The following is a 7,678-nucleotide window of genomic DNA, read 5'->3' as shown; positions in this document are numbered from 1 at the left end:
CGTCCCCCGCCGCCCCGACGATGACCGACCTTCCGACCGTCCCCGACCTTCCGACCGCCCCTGGCCATCCCACCGTTCCCGACCTTCCCACCGTCACCGATCCCGCGCTGTACGGCGACGGCGCGCCCTACGCCGACCCGGCTCCCCGTCCTGAGCGACCCCCCGCGGGCTCCCCGTCCGCGGCGGGGGACACGGCGGTCCCCGATCGCCGCGCCGAGGCCGCCCGCGCGGGCGATCCGGTGGCGGCCTGGCCGTGCGCCGGCTGCGGACGGCCCGTGCCGCAGCCGGTGCGCGGCGCCCGCACCGTCCGCTACTGCCAGGACACCGGCGGCAGGTGCGAGCGGGCCGCGCGCGAGACCCGCGAGAACGCGCGGGAGTCCGCCGGGCTCACCGGCCAGGTCGCCTGGACGTGGGAGATGGTCGAGCGGCTGGAGGGCGTCGCCGACCGGCTCGCCGGCTCCCTGTCCGCCGAGCTGAGCGTCTCCGGCGTCGAGCGGCGGGTGGCCGACGCCCGCGCCGACGCCGCCGGGCACATCGCGATCGCCCAGCGGGAGCGGGACGCCTCGCAGCGGCAGGCCGAGGTCGCCTGGCAAGAGACCGCCGCCGCCCGCACCCGCGCGGAGACCGCCGAGCAGGACGCGGCCGCCGCCCGCGCCGAGGCCGAGCGCACCGCCGCCGAGCGGGACGCCGCCCGCGAGGAGCGCCGGGAGGCCGCGGACGCCGCCGACGCGTCCGCCGCCGCCCGCCTCGCCGCCGAGAGCGAGCGTGACCGCGTCGCCTCCCGGGAGGGCGAGCTGCTCGCCGCGCTGGAGACGGCGCGCTCGGAGCTGGTCGCCCTGCACGCCCGGCTGTCGGAGACCGAGACCATCGCCGAGGGCCGGCGGGTCGAGGCGGCCGAGGCGCAGCGGGCCGCCGGGGACCTGCGCTCCGCCGTCCGCGACGCCGAGGCCAAGCGCGGCCAGGCCGTCGCCGACCTCGACCAGACGCAGGCGCGGGCCCGCGAGTTCGAGCAGCACAACTGGCAGCTGTCCCGCACCGTCGAGGAGCTCCGCGCCGCCGTCCGGGCGCTGACCGCCGAGCGGGACGCCGCCCGCACGGAAGCCGACCGCGCCCGCCGCCGCGTCGATGCCCTGACCCGCCTCTCCGACGGAGCGCCGCAGGGCGGGCCCGCCGTGGACCGGGAACCCCTGACCGGCGTGCACACCCTGGCCCCGATGGACGATCCGCTGAACCGCTCGTCCTACGCCGACCCGCTCGGCGATCCCCGGCAACGGGGCCGCAACGGCTACCACCTGCCCAATGCCGGCTGAAGGACGACGAACAGGAGGTGACGCCTTCGTCATAGCACTGGCCCCGAACCGGCCGTCGTACCGCACCGGGATGGTACGGCGGCCGGTCGCCTTGCGCGGATGGGCGCGTCAGCGCGGGCGGGTTCGTCAGCGTGGGCGGTCGCGTCAGCGCAGGCCGCGGGTGCGGAGCTGGGCGGTGTAGTCGACCGCCCCCGCATGGACGGCGGCGTGGACGGCGCGGGCGATCCGCGCCCCCCAGGCCGAACGCGGCCCCGCGAACGGCTCTTCCGCGCCGGACGACGGCGCGACGACGCAGACGGCGTCGGACGCGGTGCCCGTGCAGGGGTAGCCCGCCTCTAGAAGCGCCTGCGTCTTGGCCTCGGTCACGGTGACGACCGCGTTGACGAGCGCCGCGTCACTGAGCGCCACAGGCACGGCCACGACGACATTGACGGTCCCTGGCCGTGGCGGTGGGGCGAGGGCCGTTCCGTCCAGGTGGAGCGGTGCCAGCTCGGGATCGGGCGCGCCGGCGGGGGAGGCGGCCCAGGTCGGGACGCGCAGGCCGACGGTCGCCGAGACGCGCACCCCCTCGTCGTCCCGCCGCACCGTCCGGTCGACGGACGCGGCGGTGAGCATGCCGACGCCCGGACCCTCCAGCCCGAGCGACGTGGCCAGCTCCGCCAGGTGCGCGACGGGATCGGTGCGCGAGTACGCCCCGGCGACCTGGGCGTTCAGCACCCAGCCCGCCGGTCCGATGCCGCCGCCGAGCATCGCGGACGAGATCGTCCGATGCCCGCCGCCCGTCCGCCACACGGTCGACGCGAGCCGCGCGCCGTCCTCCTCGCGCCACACCAGGTCGAGTCTCACGGCCGCTCCAGGGAGAGGATGGGACGGCCGTCCGGGCCGGGGAAGACGTTCACGCGGGCGTCGAAGTGCTCCTCGATGGCGGAGCGGGTGAGGACCTCGGCGGGCGGACCGGCCGCGGCGACCCGCCCGTCCGACAGCAGGACCAGGTCGTCGGCGTACTGCCCGGCCAGCGTGAGGTCGTGGATGGTCGTCACCACGGTCAGCTCGTCCGACAGGCGGAGCTGGTCGACCAGCTCCATCACCTGCTGCTGGTGCCCGATGTCGAGCGCGGTGGTCGGCTCGTCCAGCAGCAGGACCGAGGTCTGCTGGGCCAGCGCGCGCGCCAGCACCACACGCTGCCGCTCACCGCCCGAGAGGTGGTCCAGAGGACGGCCTGCGAAATCCGTGAGGTCCAGCCGTTCGAGCACTTCCGCCACAACCGCCCGGTCGCGTGCGCTCTCCCGTCCCAGATGCGGGATGTACGGGGAGCGCCCCAGCAGCGTGTAGTCGAACACCGTCATGTCCACGGGAAGGTTAGGGCTCTGCGGGGCATAGGCGACCAACCGGGCCCGCTGCCTGGGCTTGAGCGCGCTCAGGTCCGCGCCCGCCACCGCGACCTCGCCGTCCGAGGGGACCAGGCCCAGGACGGCTCGGAGCAGCGTGGACTTCCCGGCGCCGTTCGGCCCGATGACCGCCGTCCACGACCCGGCGGGCACCTCCAGCGAGACGCCCCTGAGCACCGGGCGCCCGCCCAGCGCCACGTCCAGCCCCCGCACCGCGACCGTCACGTCCCCACCCGCCTGCGGCTCGCGCGCAGCACCGCGACGAAGAACGGCCCGCCCACGAACGCCGTCACCACGCCCAGCGGCAGCTCGCCGGGCGCGATCACCGTCCGCGCCACCAGGTCCGCCAGTTCGAGGAACGCCGCCCCGCCGAGCAGCGACAGCGGCAGGACGATCCGGTACGAGCCGCCCGCCAGCCGCCGGACGGCATGCGGCACGACGATCCCGACGAACCCGATCAGCCCGCTCACCGCGACCGCGCAGGCCGTCGCCAGCGACGCCGCGACCAGCACCGTCAGCCGCACCCGCGACGCCGACAGCCCGAGCGCGGTCGCCTCCTCGTCCCCGACGCTCAGCACGTCCAGCAGCCGCCCGTGCGCCAGCAGGACCACCGTCGAGACCAGCGCGTACGGGGCGACCAGCGCGAGCTGCCGCCAGTCCGCCGAGCCGACCCCGCCGAGGATCCACGAGAAGATCCGCTGCAGCTCCTGCGCCCTCAGCTGCTGGATGAACGTCTGCACCGCCGCGAGGAACGACGACACCGCCACCCCCGCCAGCACGAGCGTCGCCATCCCGTTGCCCGGGCCCGCCGTGCTGCCCAGCGCGTACGCCATGACGACGCCGAAGATCGCGCCCGCGAACGCCGCCACCGGCACCACGTACCCCGGGTCGCCCGGCACCAGCACGATCACCAGCGTCGCCCCGACCCCGGCCCCCGCCGCCGCGCCGAGCAGGTACGGATCGGCCAGCGGGTTGCGGAACACCCCCTGGTACCCGGCGCCCGCGACCGCGAGCATCCCGCCGACCAGCGCCGCCATCAGCACCCGCGGCACCCGCAGCTGGAACAGCACGTTCTCCTCGACGGCACTGAGCCCCGAGTCGACGCGCACGAACGGGATCCGGTCGGCCAGCGCCTTCAGCACCCCGGCCACCGGCAGGTCCGCGGCCCCCACCAGCAGACCGGCCAGCAGCGTTGCCGCCAGCAGCACCAGCGCGACCGCGAGCGGCACCGCCCGCAGCCGCGCCTGGACCTCGCGCGCCTTCACCGGGCCTCCCCGCGAAGCCGCACGTTTCGGGCGCCGCGGTCACCGGCGCCAGGAAGCCGCACGTTTCGGGCGCCGCGGTCACCGGCGCCCGGCGGCGAGACCGTCACAGGCGGACGTCCCCGGGGATCACTGGGACTTCTGGATCGCGTCGCCGATCACCTTGATCAGCTCGGGCAGGCGGGGGCCCCAGCGGGAGGCGATGTCGTCGTCCAGCTCCACGACGCCCTGCTTCTTGAGCGCGCCCAGGTTCTGCCAGCCGGGCCGCTCGGCGATCGCGGCGGCGTTCTGGCGGCAGCACTTGGTGTCGGCCAGGAAGATCAGGTCGGGATCCTGCTTCAGCAGGTACTCCCGGGACAGCTGCGGGTACCCGCCGGACGCCTTCTCCGCCTTGTCGGCGATGTTGCGCAGCCCGAACAGCCCGTACACCTGCCCGAGGAACGTCTTCGACGTCACCGAGTGGAGCTGGTTGTCGAGCTCGTGGTAGTAGCTGCGGCCCTTGCCCTTGGACGAGGCGGCCACCGTCCGCTGGATGCGGGTCCGCATGTCATCGGTGAGCTTCCCGGCCTCGGCCGCGTGCCCGGTGGCCTGGCCGAGGTCGGCGATCTCGTCGTACGCCTCGTCCAGCCTGGTCGCCGCCGGCTCCAGCAGGACGGGGACCTTGACCTTCTCCAGCGCCTTGACGATGCCGTCCATGTCGTCGGACAGCACGACCAGGTCCGGCTTGTACCCGATGATCGCCTCGGCGTTCGGCTTGAAGCCCGACAGCTTCTTGCGGGGCGCGTCCGCCGGGTAGGTCGAGTAGTCGTCGACCGCGACGACCTGCGGTCCGGCGCCGATGGCGAACAGCGTCTCGGTGTGCGTGGGGGACAGCGACACGATCCGCTTGGGCCGGTCCGGGACCGTCACCGGGCCGTTGGCGGCCTGGACGGTGACGGTCTTGGCGCCGGACCCGGATCCCTCGGTCTCGTCACCGTCGCCGCATCCGGCGGCGAGCGCCACGACGCCGATCGCGATGGCCGCGCCGAGGGCACGTACGGGTCTCACAGGGGCCTCCTGGCTGCCGGGAAGCCGCGTCCGCCCATGACGGATCGCCCTTCCACGAGGTCGAGAGTCGTCGTGCGCGCGCGGAGGCGACCTGGCTCGGCCACTCGGGGAGGGGCACCACAGTTGCGGGACAGCACCGGGTTCGCACCGGACTTCGCTCCAGGGCGCGCTTGAACTGCAACGTTATCAGCCGGTTCGGACCGTCCCGCTTCCCGGTCGGAGTGAGTGCTCACTCCCATCTTGACGGAGTGAGTACTCACTCCGTACCGTGGCCGGCATGGAGCCGACGAGGAACCGGCGCCGTGCCCCCGGGATGAGCCCCCAGGAGCGCCGCGAGATGATCGTCCGTACCGCGCTGCCCCTGGTCGCCGAGCATGGCGCCACCGTGACCACCGGCCGGATCGCCCGCGCCGCCGGCATCGGCGAGGCGACGATCTTCCGCGTGTTCGCCGACAAGGACGAACTGCTCGACGCCTGCGTGAGCGAGGCCCTGCGCACCGATCACGTCCTCGCCGAGATCGACGCCATCCCCCTCGACCAGCCGCTCCCGGCCCGCCTCGCCGAGGCCGCCGCCGCGATCGAGGCGTACCTCGCCCGCATGGGCATGGTCATCGGCGCCCTGCACGCCACCGGCCGCGCCGACCGCGCCCGACCGGCCGACCAGGCCGACCACGCCGACCAGGCCGAGCGCACCGGACACGCCGGACGCGGCATGCACGGCGGCGGCGAGCAGGCCGATGGACCCGACCGCGAGGCCGCCATGACCCGCACCCGCGACGCCCTCGCCGAGCTGTTCCAGCCCGAGAGCGACCGGTTGCGCCTGCCCGTGGACCAGGTGGCGAGCCTGTTCATGGGCCTGATGTTCACCCACGCCCGTCCGCCCGCCGGCCCGGGCCCGTCCCTGGAGGACTACCTGGACGTCTTCCTGCACGGCGCGCTCAAGGAGGGAACCGCCGAATGACGATCACCCTGAACCACACCATCGTGACCGCCGCCGACAACGACGAGGCCGCCCGCTTCTTCGCCGCCGTCATGGGCCTGGACCACACCGGCCCCCACCCGCACGCGCGCCACTTCGTCCCGATCAAGGTGAACGAGCAGCTCACCCTCGACTTCCTGACCGTCGCGCGGCCGCAGGGCCACCACCTGGCGTTCGACGTGGACGCCGCCACCTTCGACGCGGTCGTCTACCGCCTGGACGCCCGCGACATCCCCTACGGCGACCAGCCCGCCCACCCCGACAACGGCCGGATCGACGACGCGCACCCGCTCGGCGGGCGCGGCCTCTACTTCTCCGACTCCAGCGGCAACCTGTACGAGCTCATCTCCCCGTGACCGACTTCGGGTCCCCGGTAACCGTCTTCAGGTCCCCGTGACCGACTTCAGGAACGCCCTCGTGCGGCCCCGGTCCTCGCCCGGCATGAACTCGCCCGCCACGAAGTCGGTGACACCCGCCGCCGCCAACTCCTCAAGCCGCGCACCGACCGCGTCCTCGTCCCCGATGACGGCCAGATCCGCCGGACCATCCGCACCCTCCCGGTCGATCATCGCCCTATAGGACGGCAGCGTCCCGTACACCTCGAACGCTTCGGCCGCCCGGCTCCGCGCGCGCTCCGCATCACCCGTGACGCAGACGGGCAGCACGCACACCACCCGTGGTTCCGGCCGCCCCACCGCCTTGGCCGCCGCCGTGATGGCCGGCGCGATGTGCTCCCGCACGGTGGTGGGACCGGTCATCCACAGCACCGTCCCGTCCGTCCGCTCTCCGGCCAGTCGCAGCATCTTCGGGCCGAGCGCCGCAAGCAGCACCGGCACCCGGCCCTCGTTCGGCACGGTCAACCCGATCTGCCCCCGCACCGTCTCACCGCTGAACGACACCGACTCGTTGTTCAGCAGCGGAAGCAGAACCGACAGGTACTCGTCCATATGCCGCAGGGGACGGCCGAAGTCGTACCCGTACATGTCCTCGATGACGATCTTGTGGGACAGCCCGAGGCCGAGCGTCAGCCGCCCGCCCGCCGCCAGCGCGGTCGTCCGCACCTGCTGTGCCAGGGCGGCGGGATGCCTCGGATAGGACGGCACCACCGCGGTCCCCAGCTCGATGCCGGGCACCTGGCTGCCCGCCACGGCGAGCGCCGTCAGGGCGTCCATTCCGAAGATGTTCGAGAGCCACGCCGAGGAGAAGCCGTCATCAGCCGCGCGCCGCACGTCGTCGGCGACCTTGACGAGCGCCTCCGGCCCGCCGCGCTCACTGAGCGAAAGACCGATCCGCACAAGAACCTCCCTGATCGGTATCGATCCTCGCACACAGAGTGATCAGCCCTTCCGGGCGGGGTCGTGCGCGGCCCTGTCCCTCGCCTCCATGAAGAAGTCGTGCAGCGCCGTCGCCCCCGGCAAAGACCGCACCGGCCGCGCAGCCCCGAACGGGGCGTTCCAGAACGTCCCCTCCCGCGGCTCCCACGGCCCCGCATACGCGTACGGCTCGCCCAGGTAGCCGTCCCCGGCCGACACCCCGTAGTTGACCTCGCCCACGACGATTCCCAGATCGAAGTGCTCTGGCCACAGCACCGGCGTCTCCTCCGGCGCGAACCGCACCAGCGCCTCCTGCCCCCGCCCGAACGACTCCTCGATATACGCCGCCACCCCCGCGTCCACACCCAGCGTGTCGTCC

The 7,678-nt window shown here is 74.1% G+C and carries 9 protein-coding genes; 3 read left to right on the top strand and 6 right to left on the bottom strand.

Annotation, left to right across the window (positions count from 1 at the left end; genetic code table 11):
• On the top strand, positions 1 to 1,310 hold a 1,310-nt coding region (locus E1298_RS41130; protein ID WP_207945146.1), incomplete at its 5' end, for a hypothetical protein.
• 144 nt (positions 1,311 to 1,454) lie between these two features.
• Here E1298_RS41130 and E1298_RS41125 read toward each other — a convergent pair.
• The 4 genes from E1298_RS41125 to E1298_RS41110 form a co-directional block, all read right to left on the bottom strand.
• A complete protein-coding gene (locus E1298_RS41125; RefSeq protein ID WP_131902802.1) occupies positions 1,455 to 2,156 on the bottom strand; it encodes an adenosylcobinamide amidohydrolase in 702 nt (233 codons plus the stop codon).
• The gene (locus tag E1298_RS41120; RefSeq protein WP_131902801.1) at positions 2,153 to 2,923 is read right to left on the bottom strand and encodes an ABC transporter ATP-binding protein; all 771 of its coding nucleotides are present in this window, start codon (positions 2,921 to 2,923) and stop codon (positions 2,153 to 2,155) included. Before E1298_RS41120 ends, E1298_RS41125 begins: the two co-directional genes overlap by 4 nt.
• Complete coding sequence (locus E1298_RS41115; RefSeq protein ID WP_131902800.1) at positions 2,920 to 3,963, bottom strand: FecCD family ABC transporter permease; 1,044 nt, start codon at positions 3,961 to 3,963, stop codon at positions 2,920 to 2,922. Before E1298_RS41115 ends, E1298_RS41120 begins: the two co-directional genes overlap by 4 nt.
• A 126-nt stretch (positions 3,964 to 4,089) precedes the next feature.
• The gene (locus tag E1298_RS41110) at positions 4,090 to 5,007 is read right to left on the bottom strand and encodes an ABC transporter substrate-binding protein (protein WP_131902799.1); all 918 of its coding nucleotides are present in this window, start codon (positions 5,005 to 5,007) and stop codon (positions 4,090 to 4,092) included.
• A 277-nt stretch (positions 5,008 to 5,284) separates the two neighbouring features.
• Here E1298_RS41110 and E1298_RS41105 point away from each other — a divergent pair, with 277 nt between their 5' ends.
• Positions 5,285 to 5,968: a TetR/AcrR family transcriptional regulator gene (locus tag E1298_RS41105; protein ID WP_243726147.1), complete on the top strand. Its 684-nt coding sequence runs from the start codon at positions 5,285 to 5,287 to the stop codon at positions 5,966 to 5,968.
• Entirely contained in the window at positions 5,965 to 6,342 is a 378-nt protein-coding gene (locus E1298_RS41100; RefSeq protein WP_131902798.1) for a VOC family protein, read from the top strand. Before E1298_RS41105 ends, E1298_RS41100 begins: the two co-directional genes overlap by 4 nt.
• Before the next feature lie 27 nt (positions 6,343 to 6,369).
• Here the strand turns inward: E1298_RS41100 and E1298_RS41095 are convergent, their stop codons facing one another.
• Together E1298_RS41095 and E1298_RS49880 are read right to left on the bottom strand one after the other, a co-directional pair.
• On the bottom strand, positions 6,370 to 7,281 hold the full coding sequence (locus tag E1298_RS41095) for a TIGR03564 family F420-dependent LLM class oxidoreductase (protein ID WP_131902797.1): 912 nt from the start codon (positions 7,279 to 7,281) through the stop codon (positions 6,370 to 6,372).
• A 42-nt stretch (positions 7,282 to 7,323) separates the two neighbouring features.
• The coding region (locus E1298_RS49880; RefSeq protein WP_207945145.1) for a hypothetical protein at positions 7,324 to 7,678 on the bottom strand (355 nt) is incomplete at its 5' end.

This window comes from Actinomadura rubrisoli, assembly GCF_004349215.1.
GTDB lineage: Bacteria > Actinomycetota > Actinomycetes > Streptosporangiales > Streptosporangiaceae > Spirillospora > Spirillospora rubrisoli.
Note: the sequence above shows the minus strand (reverse complement) of the source record. Positions and strands in the feature narration are given on the sequence as shown.

What these genes read in the sequence shown, in the direction of transcription:
- E1298_RS41105 (WP_243726147.1), top strand. Translation starts at nt 5,285, where the DNA reads ATGGAGCCGACGAGGAACCGGCGCCGTGCCCCCGGGATGAGCCCCCAG.
- E1298_RS41100 (WP_131902798.1), top strand. Translation starts at nt 5,965, where the DNA reads ATGACGATCACCCTGAACCACACCATCGTGACCGCCGCCGACAACGAC.